The following is a 17443-nucleotide window of genomic DNA, read 5'->3' as shown; positions in this document are numbered from 1 at the left end:
CCCCCGAAGCGGGGCATACGGGGCCGGGCAGAACAGGTCTAGTACGTGGCGTCGGCACCCAGCTTGCCGAGGCGGCTGTGGTGGCGCCCGTACACGAAGTACACGAGGAAGCCGAGCGCCATCCAGATGGCGAACCGCACCCAGGTCTCGGCCGGCAGATTGAGCATCAGCCAGACCGAGGCGGCCACCGAGAGGATCGGAATCAGCGGCACCCAGGGGGTACGGAACGCGCGGTGCAGTTCGGGCCTGGTGCGGCGCAGGACGATCACGCCGAGTGCGACGACGACGAACGCGAAGAGCGTGCCGATGTTCACCAGTGTCGCGAGCTCGTTGATGCTGGTGAAGCCCGCGATGATCGCGATGATCACGCCGAGCAGGATGGTCGGCCGGTAGGGCGTGCGGAAGCGCGGGTGTGTGACGGAGAAGAACCGCGGCAGCAGCCCGTCCCTGCTCATCGCGAAGAACACCCTGGTCTGACCGAGCAGCAGAATCATGCACACCGTGGTGAGTCCGACCGCGGCGCCGAAGCTGATGACACCGGCGTAGAACGGGTGCCCGACGGCCTTGAAGGCGTCGGCGAGCGGGGCGCTCACCGACATTTCGGTGTAGTGCTGCATGCCGGTGACCACCAGCGAAACGGCGACATAGAGCACGGTGCAGATCAAGAGCGAACCGAGGATGCCGCGCGGCATGTCCCTCTGCGGGACTTTGGTCTCCTCGGCGGCGGTGGCCACCACATCGAAGCCGATGAAGGCGAAGAAGACGACGGAGGCGGCGGTGAAGATGCCCATGACGCCGAAGTTGGTGGGTGCGTATCCGAAGATGAGCTGGACCAGAGGGGCGTCCAGACCGGCACCGGCGGGTTGTGGCTGCGCCTTGGGGATGAAGGGCGAGTAGTTGTCGGCCTTGATGAAGAAGGCGCCCGCGACGATCACGATCATGACCACGGCCAGTTTGATGGCGACCACGACCGCCGTGACCCGGGCGGACAGTTTCATGCCGAGCACCAGGATGACCGTGAGAATCAGCACCAGCACGAAGGCCAGGAGATCGAAGCCGAATCCTACCGCCACATCGGGCCCGGAGAGCGCTTCGGGCATGTGCCAGCCGACGTTGTCCATCAGCGAGCGGACATAGCCCGACCAGCCGACCGCCACCACCGCGGTGCCGAGGGCGAACTCCAGGACCAGGTCCCACCCGATGGTCCAGGCGACCAGCTCACCGAGCGAGGCGTACGAGAAGGTGTACGCCGATCCTGCAACCGGGACGGTGGAGGCGAACTCGGCGTAGCAGAGCGCGGCGAGGCCACAGACGATGCCCGCGGCCACGAACGCGAGGGCGGTCGCGGGACCCGCCGTCTCCTTGGCCACCTTGCCCGTGAGAACGAAGATGCCGGTGCCGATGATGACCCCGACCCCGAAGACCGTCAGGTCCAGCGCGGAGAGGGATTTCTTGAGCGCGTGCTCCGGCTCCTCGGTATCACGGATCGACTGTTCGACCGTCTTGGTCCGGAACAGGCCGCCTCCGGCTGGTCCCGTGTCCTGCTGCGTACTCACCGGCGTACCTCCACGCACTCGTCGTGAACGCCATGATTGAGACATTGGCGGTCCGAGAGGGCTCCGTACGGGTGGATTTCACGCGAATGGGCCGGTCGGACCACCCATACAGGGTGAACCCACCGGCCCTTCGGCGCTACAGGTCAGTCGCGGGCGGGCTCGACCGCCTCGGTGTCGAACCGGCCGTCCAACTTGGAGACGAGACCGGTGACCTGACGGGCGATGTCCGGCGCGGTCAGGCCGATCTCCGCCATGACCTCCTTGCGGGAGGCGTGGTCGAGGAAGCGCGGCGGGATGCCGAAGTCGCGCAGCGGTACGTCGACGCTCGCGTCGCGCAGCGCCTGGGCGACCGCCGAACCGACGCCGCCCGCACGGCTGTTGTCCTCGACGGTGACGACGACGCGGTGCTGCTCGGCGAGCGGCGCGAGGGCCTCGTCGACCGGCTTGACCCAGCGCGGGTCGACGACGGTGGTCGTGATGCCCTGGGCGTCGAGCAGATCGGCGATCTCCAGGCACATCGGTGCGAGCGCGCCGACGGAGACGAGGAGGACGTCGGGCCGGTCCGTGCCGGCGGTACGCAGGAGGTCCATGCCGCCGACCTTCCCGACAGCCTTCACTGCGGGGCCGACCGCGCCCTTGGAGAAGCGCACCACGGTCGGCGCGTCATCGACCTCGACGGCCTCGCGCAGCTGGGCGCGGACCTGGTCGGCGTCGCGCGGGGCCGCGATCCGCAGGCTGGGCACGCACTGCAGGATCGACATGTCCCACATGCCGTTGTGCGAGGCGCCGTCGGTGCCGGTGACGCCGGCCCGGTCGAGAACGAACGTCACGCCGCACTTGTGCAGGGCCACATCCATCAGCACTTGGTCGAAGGCGCGGTTGAGGAAGGTGGCGTACACGGCGAAGACGGGGTGCAGTCCGCCGGTCGCGAGGCCGGCGGCGGAGACCGCGCCGTGCTGCTCGGCGATGCCGACGTCGTAGACCCGGTCGGGGAAGGCCCTCGAGAACTTGTCGAGGCCGACCGGCTGCAGCATCGCCGCGGTGATCGCGACGATGTCCCCCCGCTCCTTGCCCAGCTCGACCATCTCCTCGCCGAAGACCGAGGTCCAGTCGAGGCCGGAACTGGCGATCGGCAGGCCGGTGTCGGGGTGGATCTTGCCGACGGCGTGGAAGCGGTCCGCCTCGTCCTGGAGGGCGGGCTGATAGCCACGGCCCTTCTCGGTGAGGCAGTGGACGATCACGGGCCCGCCGAAGCGCTTGGCGCGGGCGAGCGCGGACTCCAGGGCTTCGATGTCGTGACCGTCGATGGGGCCGACGTACTTGAGGCCGAGGTCCTCGAACATGCCCTGCGGGGCGATGAAGTCCTTGAGGCCCTTCTTGGCACCGTGCAGGGTCTCGTAGAGCGGCTTCCCGACGACGGGGGTGCGCTCCAGGATGTCCTTGCCGCGGGCCAGGAACCGCTCGTAGCCGTCGGTGGTGCGCAGTGTGGCGAGGTGGTTGGCGAGGCCGCCGATGGTGGGGGCGTAGGAGCGCTCGTTGTCGTTGACGACGATCACCAGGGGACGGTCCTTGGCGGCCGCGATGTTGTTCAGGGCCTCCCAGGCCATACCGCCGGTGAGGGCTCCGTCGCCGATGACGGCGACGACGTGGTCGTCCTTCTTCAGCACCTCGTTGGCCTTGGCGAGGCCGTCGGCCCAGCCGAGCACGGTCGAGGCGTGGGAGTTCTCGATGATGTCGTGCTCGGACTCGGCACGCGCGGGGTAGCCGGAGAGGCCGCCCTTCATCTTGAGCCTGGAGAAGTCCTGCCGGCCTGTCAGCAGCTTGTGGACGTAGCTCTGGTGGCCGGTGTCCCAGAGGACCTTGTCCTTCGGGGAGTCGAAGACACGGTGCAGTGCGATGGTCAGCTCGACCACGCCCAGGTTGGGACCGAGATGGCCGCCCGTCTTGGAGACGGCGTCCACGAGGAAGGTCCGGATCTCGGCAGCCAGCTGGTCCAGCTGCTCCGGGCTGAGCCGGTCCAGATCGCGCGGTCCCGTGATGCGGGTCAGCAGCGCCACCCGTGCCTCCTTGCAGTTGTGCGGTCTAGCTTGCCGGTTTGTCGAGTCTAATGTTCCGCCTGCGGCGCCGGTCGCCGGGCGGTGCGATCTACATCACGCATTCGGATGAACACGCAGAGGAGCCCGCATACGCAGAGGTGCCCGGCACCGCCAACGGCGCCGGGCACTCCTGCGGAACCGCGGTCAGGCGCGGCCCGCTGTCTTCTGTGTCTTGCGGGTGAGGGAGTCGATCACCACGGTCGCCAGCAGCACGCCACCGGTGATCATGTACTGGATCGGGGTGGCAATGCCTTCCAGCGCGAGTCCGTACTGGATGGAGACGATCACCATGACCCCGAGCAGCGCGTTCCAGGTCCGGCCGCGTCCGCCGAACAGGCTGGTGCCACCGATGACGGCCGCCGCGATGACGTTCATCAGCAGGTCACCGGCGCCGGCGCTCTGGTTGGCCGCCGCGATCTTGGACGCCCAGAACAGACCGCCGATGGCGGCGAACGTGCCCGCGATCGAGAACACCGAGATCCGGACCGCCGTGACGCTGATACCGGCACGGCGGGAGGCCTCGACGCTGCCGCCGAGCGCGAAGATCTTGCGCCCGTACGTGGTGCGCCGGAGCACGAAGTCCGTCACGACAAGCACCAGCAGGAAGAGGACCAGCGCCAGCGGCAGGCCCTTGTACTGGTTGAACATGGCCGCGGCGGCGAAGGCCACCACTGCGAGCAGAACCGTGCGCACGACGATGTCGACGAGCGGCCGGGACGGGATGCCGGCGGCCTCACGGCGGCGGGCGTCGAAGAAGGCCGAGAGGAAGAACCCGGCCACCGCGACCGCTGCGAGACCATAGGCGGCCGCCACGTCCGTGAAGTAGTACGTGGTCAGCTTGCCGATCACACCTTCGCCGTCCAGGTTGATCGTGCCCTGGTCGCCGAGCAGCTGGAGCATGAAGCCCAGCCAGAAGAGCAGGCCGGCCAGGGTGACCGCGAACGCGGGTGCGCCGATCCGGGCGAAGAAGAAGCCGTGGAGCGCGCCGATGACCGCGCCGCTGACGATCGCGACGACGACGGCGAGCCACTCGTTGATGCCATGGGTGACGCTCATGACGGCGGCGATCGCGCCGGCGACGCCGCTGACCGAGCCGACCGACAGGTCGATCTCGCCGAGCAGCAGCACGAAGATGATGCCGACGGCCATCATGCCGGTGGCGACCATCGTGACCGCGATGTTGCTGAGGTTCTGCGCGGAGAGGAAGTTCGAGTTCAGGCTCTGGAAGACCACGGCGATGATGACCAGGCCGATGATCACGGGCATCGAGCCCAGGTCGCCGGAGTGCAGCTTGCGCTTGAACTCCGTGAGGTAGCCGGCGAAGCCCTGCTCGCGGACCAGCAGCCGGGGGTCGACCGCGGTGACCGCGTCGTGGGCGGCCTCGGGGTTGACGACGGGCGCGTCGGTGGGAGTGGAGGTCTTTTCGGTGTTCACTTCTGAACCTCCGTGCTGCGCGCCGCACGCCGGGTCACGGCGTTGTCCGTGGCGCCGGTGATGGCGGAGATGATCTCTTCCTGCGAGGTGACCTTGACGTCGAAGACGCCGTTGTTCCGGCCGAGCCGGAGCACCGCCACCTTGTCCGCGACGGCCTTCACATCGGCCATGTTGTGGCTGATGAGGATGACCGCGTGGCCGCGCTCGCGGAGCCGCTCGACGAGGTCGAGAACCTGGGCGGTCTGCTCGACGCCGAGGGCCGCGGTGGGCTCGTCGAGGATGACGAGCTTCGGCTCGCCGAGCATGGAGCGGGCGATGGCCACGGTCTGGCGCTGGCCGCCGGAGAGCGAGGCGATCGGGATGCGCACGCTGGGGATGCGGATCGACAGCGTGTCGAGCAACTCGCGGGCGCGGCGCTCCATCTCGACCTCGTTGAGGATGCCGCGCTTGCGGATCTCCCTGCCGAGGTAGAGGTTGCCGACGACATCGATGTTGTCGCACAGCGCGAGGTCCTGGTAGACGGTCGCGATACCCAGGTTCTGGGCGTCGTGCGGCCTGTCGATCGATACGGACCTGCCTTCCCACTCGATGACGCCTTCATCGATGGGGTGCACGCCGGCAATTGTCTTGACCAGCGTGGACTTTCCGGCGCCGTTGTCGCCTACGAGGGCGACCACCTCGCCGCCGTGGACCTCAAGCTCTACGTCGGTGAGCGCCTGAACGGCACCGAATCGCTTGGAGACCCCGCGCAACGCCAGCACGGGCGTAGCGGACACGTGAACCATCTCCTTCGCCGCCTGACCGGCGGGGATACCGCGCCGGGGGAACGGGCGCGGTGGTTGAGCAGAAGCGAACAGAAGGGAAGAAGCGTTTCTGTACGGCGCCCCGCCCCCGATAGCGGGGGCTGAATGAGGGGCGGAGCACCGGACAGGCTTCCAGGGGGCGTAAGTCCCGTAAGCCTTGGGGGACTTACTTCAGGCCGAGTGCGTCGCAGGCGGCCTTGTACTTCGCGGTGCAGATCTGGGCGGCCGTGTACACGCCGTCCTTGATGACCGTGTCGTTGATGTTGTCCTTGGTCAGCGAGACGACCGGGACGAGCACGGACGGGATGCCCTTGTTGGTGGGGCTGTCCACCTTCTCCTTGGCGATGGAGTCGAGCTTCTCGCCCTTGGCGAGCGCGACGGCCATCTCGGCGGCGGCAGCGGCCTCCGGCGCGTACGGCTTGTAAACGCTCGCGTACTGCTCACCCGCGACGATCCGCTGCACACCGGCGAGCTCGGCGTCCTGGCCGGTGACCGGCGGGAGCTTGGCGAAGCCGCCGGCCTTCAGGGCGGTGATGATGCCGCCCGCCATGCCGTCGTTGGCGGAGTAGACGCCTATGATCTTGTCCTTGCCGAGGGCCGAGATCGCGGCCTCCATGTTGGCGTTGGCGTTCTCCGGCTTCCACTCCTTGGTGTCGTACTCCTTGCCGATGTTCACCTTGCCGTCGAGCTCGGCGTGCGCGCCCTTCTTGAAGAGGGCGGCGTTCGGGTCGGTGACGGCGCCGTTCATCATGACGATCTGGCCGTCCTTGGCCTTGGCGCCGAGGGCGGTGAGGAGCGCCTTGCCCTGGACGTGGCCGACCTCTTCGTTGTCGAACGAGGTGTAGGCGTCGATCGGGCCCTCGGCCAGGCGGTCGAAGGCAACGACCGGGATGTTCGCTTCCTTGGCCCTCTTGACCGAGCCGGCGATGGCCTTGGAGTCCACCGCGTCCACGATCAGCGCGTCGACCTTGTTGGTGATCATGGTGTCGACCTGCTGGTTCTGCAGCGTCGCGTCCTGCTTGGCGTTGGCGTAAATGACCTCGGCCTTGCCGTTGGTCAGCTCGCTGATCTTCTTCTCGATGAGCGGCTTGTCGAACTGCTCGTAGCGCGCCGTCTGGTTCTCCGGCAGCAGCAGACCAATCTTGATCGCGTCGCCCTTGCCGGCGCCGGTCTCCTTGGTCTTGTCGCCGGACTCCTTGGCGCTGCCACACGCGGCGAGGGAAACAGCCATCGTGGTGGCTGCTACAGCAACGGCGGCACGACGCATTCGCATGTTCATCTTCGAAACCTCCCTGACGAGGCCGCGTCGTTGCGGCCGAGGTGGCTGGAAGTCAACTCGGCCCCGCTGCCAGCGTCAAGGAGTAAATCCTTAACGAGATGACAACGGTGCCATTCGTTATCTAAGTGAAGGCAGGTGCTCCGACAGGGAGCGGACTGTCCAGAAGGGTCGAATCGCCCATTTCGCTGAGTACGAGGGCCAGTGAACCCAGCACTTCGGCACGCCCTCCGAGCGCCCCCGGAAGGACGGACAGCTGACGCGCCGCGCTGGGAATCGCGTAACGCGAGACCGACTCCCGGATCGGTCCGAGAACCAATTCTCCCGCTTCCGCAAGATTTCCGCCCAGCACGACGCGACTCGGGTTGAGCAGGTTGCACAGATTGGCCACGCCGCTGCCGATGTGCCGCCCCACATCGGCGACCACGCGGCGGCAGCCTGGGTCGCCCTCGCGCGCCAGCTGCACCACGCGCTCCATGGTCAGATCGGGTCCATGGCTGGACTGGAGCAGCGGCAGTACGTAGCGGGCGGCGGTGAACGTCTCCAGACAGCCGCGGTTGCCGCAGCGGCAGACCGGGCCCGATTCATCCAGCGTGATGTGGCCGATCTCGCCGGCCGTGCCGCCCGGGCCGCGGTAGATCTGGCCGTCTATCACCAGGCCGGCGCCGACGCCGCTGGCGACCTTGATGTACGCGAGGTCCTTGACACCGCGGCCACTGCCCCAGACCAGCTCGCCCAAGGCGCCGAGGTTGGCGTCGTTGTCGACGTACACAGGCACGCCGAGCCGCCCGGAGAGCTCCTCGCTGGGGTTGATCCCGGTCCAGCCCGGCAGGATCGCGGTGGAGCCGAGGGTGCCGGACTCCACGTCGATCGGACCCGGTACACCGAGACCGACGCCGATCACCTTGTCCTGGCCGATCCCGGTCGCCGCGATCAGCCGGTTGACCAGCTGTTCGGCCCGGTCGAAGCCCTGCTCGGACGAGGCGTCCACATCGAGCGGTTCGGACTCCTCGGCGAGCACCTGGTGGGCGAGGTTGCCGATGGCGACGCGCAGATGGGTGTGGCCGAAGTCGACGCCGATGACGATGCCCGCGTCGCCGCTGAGAGAGACGCTGCGGGCCCTGCGACCGCCGGCCGAGGTGGGGGTGACCTCGACGGTTCCGCCGTCTTTCAGTTCGCGAACGATATTGGAGACCGTTGCTGCGGAGAGGCCTGTGCTCCTCGCGATCTCCGCCTGCGTGAGCGAGCCCGCCATACGCACAGCGCGTACGACCCGCTCTAGGTTGGCCCGGTGCAGAGATGTCTGCGACCCCGGAGTCTCCATCGACTCATCCACTCCTGCCCCCGGTGGGCGGCACGACGGCCGCCCCCGGCCGGGCCCACCGCGAAGCGGCACCCGACGTTTCTCCAACTTGTGAACTCTAAGCTCAACTCTCGGGGCTTATCCCGTCAAGACCTTGAGCGGGGCAACCACGGATGAGCGAGGCAGCGCGGCAGCTGGGGCAGGGGTGGACGAAGGGGTGTTTTTCGGGCGCCTAGGCGTCCGACAGCTCGGCGTTGGCCCGGGCCGTGACCAGGGTCAGCAGGCGGCCCGCGGTCGCCAGGTCGTCGGCGGGGAGGTCAGCGTAGAGCCGCTCAGTGATCTCGGCGACGGCCGCCCGGATCCGCCCGTTCAGCGTCCGGCCCGCTTCCGTGAGGCGAAGGCGGGACGTGTCACCGGGCAGGGTCTCCAGCAGCTTCGACTCCGCGAGCTCGCCGATGGTCGCCAGGACCGCCGACTCGTCGATCTTCAGGGCGCCGGTCATCCGGGCGACGAGGGCGCCGTGCTCGAGTGCCTCACCGCCGTCGGCGACGGCGTTCAGCGCCACCGACTGATTGAACGTGGCACCGGTGGGAGCCAGGACTGTCTTCAGAAGGGCCCGCGTCGCATAGTGGGCCTGGCCTATGACCTGGCCGTTGAGGGTCGGGGCTGTGGACATCGTTACTCCTCGGTCGGGAAGTCGAGTGGTGTGTCGAGCAGGAGCGCCAGTTCGCGGGAGAAGACTTCGGCACGTGAACCGTGCAGTCCCCCCAAGGGCTCCAGAAGCTGATCGAGGAGCCGCTGGACGACGACGATCGCGCGCCGGGTGACCGCACGCCCGTGGGCGGTGAGCGACAGCTGGACCGCTCGCGTGTCGGCGGGGTCCGGGGCGCGCTCGACGAGACCGGCTGCCTCCAGGGCGCGGGCCAGCTTCGACACGTAAAGCGGTTCGAGGCCGGTGTGGTCGGCAAGCTGCCGCTGGCTGGGCCGGAGCCCGGAGCGCTCCATGCCGAGCAGCGACGCGACCAGTGAGTACTGCGCGTGGGTCAGGCCCAGCGGCGCGACGGCCCGGTCGACGGCGACCCGCCACTTCAGCGACAGTCGCCAGACCAGGAAGCCGGGCGTGGGGCCCTCGGATGCTGCACTCATAGCAAATACAGTACATGGCTACTATATACATGGCTACTGTTATGAAACACGGAACCCCGGCCCCCGCGAGGGGCCGGGGTTCCGGGGTGGTGCTCCTACTTCAGCGCACCCGCGGTCAGACCGGCGACCACCTGCCGCTGGAAGATGACGTACGCAGCGAGCACCGGCAGCATCGCCATCACCAGACCGGCGAAGAGACCGGACCAGTCACCCTTGTAGCCCTGGCTGACGGCAAGTTCGACCAGGCCCTGGGAGAGCACCTTCTTCTCCGGCTCGGTGTTGAGCACGGTCGGCAGCATGTACTGGTTCCACTGCCCCAGGAAGTTGAAGATGGCGACGCTGATCAGGCCCGGCTTCGCCATCGGCAGCATCACCTGGAAGAACGTCCGGGTGTGGGAGGCCCCGTCGATCAGCGCCGCCTCGGCCACCGAGGTCGGCAGCGTACGGAAGAAGGCGGTGAGGAAGAAGACGGTGAACGGCAGGGAGTAGGCGATGTACACCAGGATCAGGCCGTGCAGCGTGTTCAGCAGGGCGACGTTGTTCAGTACGAAGAACAGCGGCACCAGCGCCAGCATGACGGGGAAGCTCATTCCTCCGATGAAGAGGAAGTAGATGAAGCGGTTCCCGGGGAAGTCGAAACGCGCGAGGACGTATGCGGCCATCGAGCCGAACAGCAGCGTCCCGACCAGCGAACCGCCCACCACCAGAACGGTGTTGAGGAAATAGTCGCTCATGTGCGCCTGGCTCCAGGCGCGCGACCAGTTCTCGAAGTGCAGCGAGTCGGGCAGTGACCACGGCGAGGTGAAGATGGCCTTGTCGGTCTTGAACGAGGTCATCACCGCCCAGAGCAGCGGCAGGACGACCATGATCGCCCAGATGACGAGCACACCGTGCGAGAAGACGTTGAGGACGCCGCCCTCGGTCCTCTTCGTCCTGGCGGGCAGGGCTGTCGTCTTCACCACCGGCGGGCGGTCCTCGGAGATGCCGGCGGGCGGGGTGTCAGTCGTCTTCATGTCAGAACTCCAGCCGCTCGCGCCGGCCGAGCCGCATCACGACGGCCGCGAAGGCCAGCGTGACGACGAGCAGGGCGACACCGATCGTTGTCGCGTATGCCGCCTGGCCGTCGCGGAACGCCGTTTGGTAGACGTACAGCGTGAGCACCGTCGTCGAGTAGTCGGGTCCGCCGGGGCCCACGGTCATGATCTGTACGACCGCGAAGGACTCCGCGCCCAGGGCCAGGATTCCCATGTAGACCCAGCCCGACTGCACGGTGTCCCACAGCAGGGGCAGGGTGATCCGGAAGAAGGTGGTGAACCGGTTCGCGCCGTCCAGCAGCGCCGCCTCGTAGAAGTCCCTGGGGATGGACGCCATGCCCGCGGAGAACAGCACGACGAAGAATCCGACCGTGCTCCAGACCAGGACCGCCATGACGCACCACAGGGCGAGATCGGGGTCGCCGAGCCAGCCCGGCTGGATGCTGTCGAGGCCCACGGCCCGCAACGCTCCGTTGATCGCGCCCTCGTTGGGGTTGTACGCGAACTGGAACAGCAGGGCCACGATCGCGATCGACAGCACCTGCGGGAAGAAGTACGCGATCTTGTAGAACGACGAACCGCGCACTCCGGCGATGGCGGCGCCCTTACGGCGCCGCCCGCCGACATTGAGCATGAAGGCGAAGAACAGCGCGAGGCCGAGCGTCACCAGCGGCAGCAGCAGCGCGAACCACAGGCTGTGCTGGAGCGACTTCCAGAAGATGTCGTCGTCCAGCATTCGACTGTAGTTGTCGAAGCCGACCATCTTGAAGTCCGGGCTCAGGCCGGTCCAGTCCGTGAAGGAGTAGTAAATGGACTGGATGAACGGCCATATGACGAAGACTGCGTACAACGCCAGTGGGGCCACCAAGAACCCCACGATGAACCGGTACTTGCCGTGTTGCATGGTTACCGACCCCGATCTTCCGGCGAATGCCGCCGCTGGTGACGCGAGCTCACTGGTGCTTGTAGTGCTTGATGGACTGGTCCTTGGCCGCCGCGTCCGCGAAGCCCTGGATCTTCTTGATGGTCTCGGCCGGGGTCGCTCGGCCCGCCATCATCTCGCCCAGACCGGCGACGCCGATCTGCTCCTTCTGCAGCTTCACGTACCAGTCCTGCATGCGCGGGTTGACGACGTTCTCGCCGGCCTTCTTCAGCGCGTCGACACCGGACTGCATCGCCGTCGACAGTGTCAGGCCGTCGGTGCCGCCATTGAACGCCGTCAGCGACTTCACCTGCTGGGTGAAGCTCTTCGACGAAGCCTCACTGAGCATGATGCGCAGCTGCTCCATGCCGCCCTCGGCGTTCTTCGCCTTGGCCGGGACGACGAAGGGCTCACCGCCGGATGCCCAGATGGTGCCGAACGGCAGCTTGTCGGACTTGTCGAGGCCGGTGGGCGCGGCCACCATCATCTTGAAGTCCTTGGGCGTGGTCTTCGCCGCCTCGTTCTCCACCCAGGAGCCGTTGGGGATGAAGAGCGCCTTGCCCTCGGTCCAGGCCGTCTGGGACTGGATGTGGTCGATGCCGGGCGTGCCCTTGAGGATGTAGCCCTTCTTGTAGAGCTCGTAGTACGCCTCGAAGGCGGCCTTGACGGCCGGGTGCTCCCAGGCCTTGGGCTCGAGGTTGTCGATGGCGTCGAGGACCTCACGGCCGCCGATCTTGGCGATGAAGGGGTACAGCGAGAACGGCAGGTAGTAGGGGTGCTTGCCCGCATATGTCCAGCCGGCGACACCCTTCCTCTTCGCTTTCTCGCACAGGGCGAGCATCTCGTCCCAGGTCTCCGGGTACGCGGAGTCGAGCTTCTCCAGGGCGGTCTGGGAGTACCACACGCCGTACACGGTGTACGCGTAGTAGAGGATCCAGACCGGGTCACCGTCGAACTGGCCCATCTCGACGATGCCCGGGCGCAAGGTGTCGCGCACCTTCTTGTTCGGGTCGTCGATGGACGGCGCGTCCAGCAGCGGGGTGAGGTCGGAGAGCTGCTTCTTGCCGACCAGGACGCCCATGTCCATCTGCTGGGCACCCGAGTTGTCGATCAGGTCCGGCGGGGTGCCGCCGTTGAAGCGCGGCTGCAGCTCCGACTGGATCTTCTGCGTCGCACGGTGCTTGACCTTCGGAGCCTTCGGGAAGGCTTCCTGGTACTTCTTCTCGGCGTCCAGCGCGTACTGCTGGCCGAAACCACCGTCGAAGATGACGACCTCGAGCTGCGCCGTCTCATTGACACCGAGCGGGTTCTTGGCGGTCTTCTTGCCCTTTTCGACCTTGTTCTCGCTGCCGCCGTCGCTGCTCGCACACGCGGACAGGAAGCTCATCGTCGGAACGGTGATCAACCCGATTGCTGCGGAACGCTTGATCAGATCGCGACGGCCAAGGCCCTCATTGTTGTGGGCGGAGGTGGATCCCATGCTCAAGTCCTCGCCTTCTCCAGGACTCAGGCGGTGTACCGGTCGCCCGTCCTTCTCGCCTGAGGCGAAGGGCCCCGCCACCGCAGTCAGTTGCTGTGTCTTCCCGGGGGGAAACTCAGTGAAGCTTGGGTCGTGCACGGTCGGCAGCGGGAACGGATCTTCCGCGGAGGACAGTCGCTGTTGCAGATGCCGGTCCGCTGTCCCCCGTCCCCCCTGGCCCGCTGCCATATGTGGAACAGCTATGCGGGTGCCGACAGGTATAGTCCACTTCACATCGGGTGAGCAAGATCGAGAGCAAGGTTGGGCAGCAGTCTTTCCCGAGTTGAGACCTCGCGGACACCTGAGTCCCGTGCGCGCCCAAATCCCGTGCGCGCCCATACGATCACAGCGCTCTTCGCCGAACGGCTGAATCCGGCCGCCTCACCCCGTCAACACCCTTGACACCGTATGGCACTTACCTCCCTACTGGAGCCTGCGCATCGCGCCTGACAACGTTGTCCAACGCGGCTCCACTGGAGGAAAGGCCCCGGGATGCAGCCCACCCCCAGACCTCGGCAGAGACATTTCCACGCGGCAGCCTTGGTGGCGGCCGCTTCCATGCTCGTGATGACGGCCCAGTCGGCCGCCGTCGCGCTGCCCGCGCCGTCCGCCCAATCCCCCTCGGCGGACCGGGAATTCACCTCGTCCTTCGAGGCGGACGAGCCCCAGCCGGACTGGCGCAATACCGTTGACGTCGGAGCCGATGGACAGAAGCGGTCATCCGGTGTCGATGGCGGATTTTCCACCGGAATACCGGGCAATATCACCGATAAGGTGATAGAGCTGCGCGCCAGTGACGAAAACACCGGCGCCGGTGAGACCAAGGAGAACCTGGTCGATCTGCAGCCGGGCACCAAATGGCTGGGATTCCAGCCGACTGCCTGGATCGAGTTCGACACGGACGCGCCGGTCAAGGTCGTCACGTATGCGCTCACTTCGGCGAACGACCACGCCGAGCGCGACCCGAAGGACTGGACCCTCAAGGGCTCGGCCGACGGCAAGGAATGGAAGGTCCTCGACACCCGCGAGGGCGAGACCTTCGACAAACGCTTCCAGACCAAGACGTACGACATCGCCGATGGCGCGAACGTCACGGCGTACGGGCACTACCGGCTGGAGATCACCAAGAACAACGGCGCGGACATCACCCAGCTCGCCGATGTGCAGTTCTCCAACGGTGACACCAGCACGCCCACCCCCGACGACATGCGCAGCCAGGTCGACCGCGGTCCCGGCGGCTCCCCCACAGCCAAGTCCAACGTCGGATTCACCGGCAAGCGGGCGCTGAAGTACGCAGGCACCCACAAGCCGGCCGGCCGGGCCTACTCGTACAACAAGGTCTTCGACGTCAATACGGCCGTGGGCCGCGACACCCAGCTGTCGTACCGGGTCTTCCCGTCCCTGCCGGAGACGGATCTCAACTATCCGGCCACGAATGTGTCGGTGGACCTCGCCTTCACCGACGGCACCCAGCTGAGTGATCTCCGGGCGCTCGACTCGCACGGCGGGCTGCTGACCCCGCAGGGCCAAGGCGCGGCCAAGCGGCTCTACGTCAACCAGTGGAACCATGTCGCGTCCAGGATCGGCTCGGTCGCGGCAGGCAAGACTGTCGACCGCATCCTGGTGGCGTACGACTCCCCGAAGGGCCCGGCGAAGTTCCAGGGCTGGATCGACGACATCTCGCTGGCGCCCAAGGCCCCCGAGAAGCGGCTCGCTCATCTTTCGGACTATGCGTCGACCACCCGCGGCACCAATTCCAGCGGCTCCTTCTCGCGCGGCAACAACTTCCCCGCGACCGCCGTCCCGCACGGCTTCAACTTCTGGACGCCGGTGACCAACGCCGCGTCCAGGAGCTGGCTGTACGAGTACGCGCGCGGCAACAACGCGGACAATCTGCCGACCGTGCAGGCCTTCAGCGCCAGCCATGAGCCGAGCCCCTGGATGGGCGACCGGCAGACCTTCCAGCTGATGCCGTCCGCGGCGGCGGGCACACCCGATACCGACCGCGCCAAGCGCGCTCTGCCCTTCCGGCACGAGAAGGAGACCGCCCGCCCGCACTACTACGGGGTCACCTTCGAGAACGGTCTCAAGGCCGAGATCACCCCGGCCGACCACGCGGCGATGATGCGGTTCACCTATCCCGGTGACGACGCGAGCATCGTCTTCGACAACGTCACCAAGGAGGGCGGACTGACCCTCGATCCGGCCACCCGCTCCTTCACTGGTTTCTCCGACGTCAAGAGCGGACTGTCCACCGGTGCCACCCGGCTCTTCGTGTACGGCGTCTTCGACGCGCCGGTCACCGCATCGGGCGCCGACGGAGTGAGCGGCCACCTCCGCTTCGATGCGGGCGAGGACCGCTCCGTCTCTCTCCGGCTGGCCACCTCGCTGATCAGCGTCGACCAGGCGAAGAAGAACCTCGCCGACGAGATCCCGGCCGGCACGGGCTTCCAGCGGGTCAAGGACCGGGCGCAGGACGCCTGGGACGAGCTGCTCGGCAAGGTGGAGGTCGAGGGCGCGAACCACGACCAGCTCACCACGCTCTACTCCAGCCTGTACCGGCTGTACCTCTATCCCAACTCCGGTTTCGAGAACACCGGCACCACGTCCCGTCCCAAGCACCAGTACGCGAGCCCGTTCTCGCCGATGCCCGGGCCGGACACCCCGACCCACACCGGCGCGAAGATCGTCGACGGCAAGGTGTACGTCAACAACGGCTTCTGGGACACATACCGGACGACCTGGCCGGCGTACTCCTTCCTCACCCCGGAGAAGGCGGGCGAGCTGGTGGACGGCTTCGTCCAGCAGTACAAGGACGGCGGCTGGATCTCCCGCTGGTCCTCGCCCGGCTATGCCGACCTGATGACAGGCACCAGTTCGGACGTGGCCTTCGCGGACGCGTACGTCAAGGGCGTGGACTTCGACGCCGAGGCGGCGTACGAGGCGGCGCTGAAGAACGCGACGGTGGTCCCGCCGAGTTCGGGGGTCGGCCGCAAGGGCATGGAGACCTCGCCGTTCCTCGGCTACGCCTCCACCGAGACCCATGAGGGGCTGTCCTGGTCGCTGGAGGGCTACCTCAACGACTACGGCATCGCCAAGATGGGCCAGGCCCTCTTCAAGAAGACCAAGAAGGCCCGCTATCAGGAGGAGTCCCAGTACTTCCTCAACCGGGCCCGCAACTACATCACGCTCTTCGACTCCAAGGCCGGCTTCTTCCAGGGCCGCGATCTGAAGGGCGACTGGCGGGTCGAGAGCGAGAAGTACGATCCGCGGGTGTGGGGCTACGACTACACCGAGACCAACGGCTGGGGCTATGCCTTCACGGCCCCGCAGGACAGCCGCGGTCTCGCCAATCTCTACGGCGGACGCTCCGCGCTCGGCGAGAAGCTCGACAGCTACTTCTCCACCCCGGAGACGGCCTCGCCCGAGTTCGTCGGCTCGTACGGCAGCGTCATCCATGAGATGACGGAGGCCCGTGATGTCCGGATGGGCATGTACGGCCACTCCAACCAGGTCGCCCACCACGTCACGTACATGTACAACGCCGCCTCACAGCCCTGGAAGACCCAGGAGAAGGTGCGCGAGGTGCTCTCCCGCCTCTACACCGGCAGCGAGATCGGGCAGGGCTACCACGGCGACGAGGACAACGGCGAGCAGTCGGCCTGGTATCTCTTCTCCGCGCTCGGCTTCTACCCGCTGGTGATGGGCAGTGGCGAGTACGCGATCGGTTCGCCGCTCTTCACCAAGGCGACCGTGCATCTGGACAACGGCCGCGACCTGGTGGTCAAGGCCCCGAAGAACAGCGCGAAGAACGTCTACGTCCAGGGTCTGAAGGTGAACGGCAATACCTGGAACTCCACTGCTCTGCCGCATCAGCTGATCGCGCGGGGCGGCACGCTGGAGTTCGCGATGGGCCCGAAGCCGTCCTCGTGGGGTACGGGCAAGAACGCCGCCCCGGTCTCCATCACCCAGGACGACAAGGTACCCTCGCCGCGCCACGATGTGATCACGGCGAGCGGTCCGCTCTTCGACAACGCCTCCGCCACGGAGGCCGCGTTCGAGACGGCGGAACTGCCGGTGGCGTCGAAGACCCGGGCCGTGCAGTACACCCTCACCTCGTCGGCACGGGCAAAGGCCCCGGCGGGATGGGTGCTGCAGGGTTCGCAGGACGGGACGGTCTGGAGGGACCTCGACAAGCGGTCCGGCCAGTCGTTCGCCTGGGACAGGCAGACCCGCGTCTTCACGGTGGGCGCGCCGGGCACGTACGCGAAGTACCGGCTGGTGGCGACGAGTTCGGCGACACTCGCGGAGGTCGAGCTGCTCTCCTGACGTTACGAGTTCGTCACACCACCAC

Annotated in this window: 12 protein-coding genes; 1 reads left to right on the top strand and 11 read right to left on the bottom strand. The window is 67.0% G+C overall.

Going from position 1 to position 17443, the window contains the following annotated elements; genetic code table 11:
• Positions 1-38: 38 nt before the first annotated feature.
• The 11 genes from ACH492_RS00590 to ngcE form a co-directional block, all read right to left on the bottom strand.
• Positions 39-1556, bottom strand: a complete 1518-nt coding sequence (locus tag ACH492_RS00590; protein ID WP_398981294.1) for an amino acid permease — start codon at positions 1554-1556, stop codon at positions 39-41.
• Positions 1557-1699: 143 nt separating this feature from the next.
• The gene (dxs, locus tag ACH492_RS00585) at positions 1700-3613 is read right to left on the bottom strand and encodes a 1-deoxy-D-xylulose-5-phosphate synthase (protein ID WP_398981292.1); all 1914 of its coding nucleotides are present in this window, start codon (positions 3611-3613) and stop codon (positions 1700-1702) included.
• A gap of 183 nt (positions 3614-3796) precedes the next feature.
• Positions 3797-5086 carry a sugar ABC transporter permease gene (locus ACH492_RS00580; protein WP_398981290.1) on the bottom strand — a complete coding sequence of 430 codons (1290 nt, stop codon included), beginning with the start codon at positions 5084-5086 and terminating at the stop codon, positions 3797-3799.
• Complete coding sequence (locus ACH492_RS00575; RefSeq protein WP_398981288.1) at positions 5083-5871, bottom strand: ATP-binding cassette domain-containing protein; 789 nt, start codon at positions 5869-5871, stop codon at positions 5083-5085. The genes ACH492_RS00580 and ACH492_RS00575 overlap by 4 nt, the downstream gene beginning before the upstream one ends.
• A gap of 184 nt (positions 5872-6055) precedes the next feature.
• Positions 6056-7168 (bottom strand): substrate-binding domain-containing protein, encoded by a 1113-nt coding sequence (locus ACH492_RS00570; RefSeq protein WP_398981286.1) that lies wholly within the window; start codon positions 7166-7168, stop codon positions 6056-6058.
• Between the two features lie 121 nt (positions 7169-7289).
• Positions 7290-8489 (bottom strand): ROK family protein, encoded by a 1200-nt coding sequence (locus ACH492_RS00565; RefSeq protein ID WP_398981284.1) that lies wholly within the window; start codon positions 8487-8489, stop codon positions 7290-7292.
• Positions 8490-8700: 211 nt separating this feature from the next.
• Positions 8701-9144: a MarR family winged helix-turn-helix transcriptional regulator gene (locus tag ACH492_RS00560; RefSeq protein ID WP_398981282.1), complete on the bottom strand. Its 444-nt coding sequence runs from the start codon at positions 9142-9144 to the stop codon at positions 8701-8703.
• 2 nt (positions 9145-9146) lie between these two features.
• A complete protein-coding gene (locus ACH492_RS00555; protein ID WP_398981281.1) occupies positions 9147-9614 on the bottom strand; it encodes a MarR family winged helix-turn-helix transcriptional regulator in 468 nt (155 codons plus the stop codon).
• Between the two features lie 95 nt (positions 9615-9709).
• Entirely contained in the window at positions 9710-10627 is a 918-nt protein-coding gene (locus ACH492_RS00550; RefSeq protein WP_398981279.1) for a carbohydrate ABC transporter permease, read from the bottom strand.
• A gap of 1 nt (position 10628) precedes the next feature.
• Positions 10629-11552, bottom strand: coding sequence for a carbohydrate ABC transporter permease (locus ACH492_RS00545; RefSeq protein WP_398981277.1), 924 nt, complete (start codon positions 11550-11552; stop codon positions 10629-10631).
• Between the two features lie 49 nt (positions 11553-11601).
• Positions 11602-13050 (bottom strand): N-acetylglucosamine/diacetylchitobiose ABC transporter substrate-binding protein, encoded by a 1449-nt coding sequence (gene ngcE, locus ACH492_RS00540; protein WP_398981275.1) that lies wholly within the window; start codon positions 13048-13050, stop codon positions 11602-11604.
• Positions 13051-13581: 531 nt separating this feature from the next.
• Between ngcE and ACH492_RS00535 the strand changes: the two genes are divergently transcribed.
• On the top strand, positions 13582-17418 hold the full coding sequence (locus tag ACH492_RS00535; protein ID WP_398981273.1) for a GH92 family glycosyl hydrolase: 3837 nt from the start codon (positions 13582-13584) through the stop codon (positions 17416-17418).
• Positions 17419-17443 lie beyond the last annotated feature (25 nt).

It is taken from the genome of Streptomyces sp. NPDC019443 (assembly GCF_044389785.1).
Taxonomy (GTDB): Bacteria; Actinomycetota; Actinomycetes; order Streptomycetales; family Streptomycetaceae; genus Streptomyces.
The sequence above is the reverse complement of the archived record's forward strand: the minus strand, read 5'-3'. Positions and strand labels throughout refer to the sequence as shown.

Coding starts and splice junctions, on each gene's coding strand:
- ACH492_RS00575 (WP_398981288.1), bottom strand. CDS start 5,871: ATGGTTCACGTGTCCGCTACGCCCGTGCTGGCGTTGCGCGGGGTCTCC.
- ACH492_RS00570 (WP_398981286.1), bottom strand. CDS start 7,168: ATGAACATGCGAATGCGTCGTGCCGCCGTTGCTGTAGCAGCCACCACG.
- ACH492_RS00565 (WP_398981284.1), bottom strand. CDS start 8,489: ATGGAGACTCCGGGGTCGCAGACATCTCTGCACCGGGCCAACCTAGAG.
- ACH492_RS00560 (WP_398981282.1), bottom strand. CDS start 9,144: ATGTCCACAGCCCCGACCCTCAACGGCCAGGTCATAGGCCAGGCCCAC.
- ACH492_RS00555 (WP_398981281.1), bottom strand. CDS start 9,614: ATGAGTGCAGCATCCGAGGGCCCCACGCCCGGCTTCCTGGTCTGGCGA.
- ACH492_RS00550 (WP_398981279.1), bottom strand. CDS start 10,627: ATGAAGACGACTGACACCCCGCCCGCCGGCATCTCCGAGGACCGCCCG.
- ACH492_RS00545 (WP_398981277.1), bottom strand. CDS start 11,552: ATGCAACACGGCAAGTACCGGTTCATCGTGGGGTTCTTGGTGGCCCCA.
- ngcE (WP_398981275.1), bottom strand. CDS start 13,050: ATGGGATCCACCTCCGCCCACAACAATGAGGGCCTTGGCCGTCGCGAT.
- ACH492_RS00535 (WP_398981273.1), top strand. CDS start 13,582: ATGCAGCCCACCCCCAGACCTCGGCAGAGACATTTCCACGCGGCAGCC.